Genomic DNA, 579 nt, shown 5'->3' with positions numbered 1-579 from the left:
TCATTCCAAAGTTAAATTTACCTGCATTTGCTCCGAAACCTACCATAGCACCAAAGTCAGTGCTCTTAAATGCATCTTTATTATCACCTCCAAGAAGAGATAAAGAACCGGAAACATTTAATTCCGCATTTGTAAGAAAGCCAATATATGGACCTCCTTGCAAGAAGAAATTCTCTCCTAAATAAACATTGGCTAACACTGGAACATTTACATAGCTAAGTTTCTGCTTATATTCAATAGAACCACCTGCTCCATCATCTACATCAAGCTTTGCGCCTTGACCAGATAATATTAATTCCGGTTGTAAACCTAATTTATCAGAAAGCATAAACTCAGCAAAAACACCAAACGTGAAATTGAATTTAGAGTCAGATTCATCAAAAGAATCTCCTTTTATGTTAGCGATATTGGCGCCAACTTTAACTCCAAAATCCTGCGCGTTTGTAGCTGCTACAAATGCGAATACTGCGAAAGCAGAAAGTAAAACTTTTTTCATAAATTATTGTTTATAGATTAAAAAAGAAACCAGATAATTTTATCTGATCGGTTAACATTAAGTTACTGGTTAATACATTGTTA

General features: G+C 34.2%; 1 protein-coding gene. It reads right to left on the bottom strand.

Annotated features, from left to right (window positions below):
- A partial coding sequence (locus E1163_RS00120; protein WP_155168515.1) for a porin family protein occupies positions 1 to 496 on the bottom strand: 496 nt, incomplete at its 3' end.
- Positions 497 to 579: the final 83 nt, after the last annotated feature.

Source organism: Fulvivirga kasyanovii, assembly GCF_009711405.1.
Classification (GTDB): Bacteria; Bacteroidota; Bacteroidia; order Cytophagales; family Cyclobacteriaceae; genus Fulvivirga; species Fulvivirga kasyanovii.
Note: the sequence above shows the minus strand (reverse complement) of the source record. Positions and strands in the feature narration are given on the sequence as shown.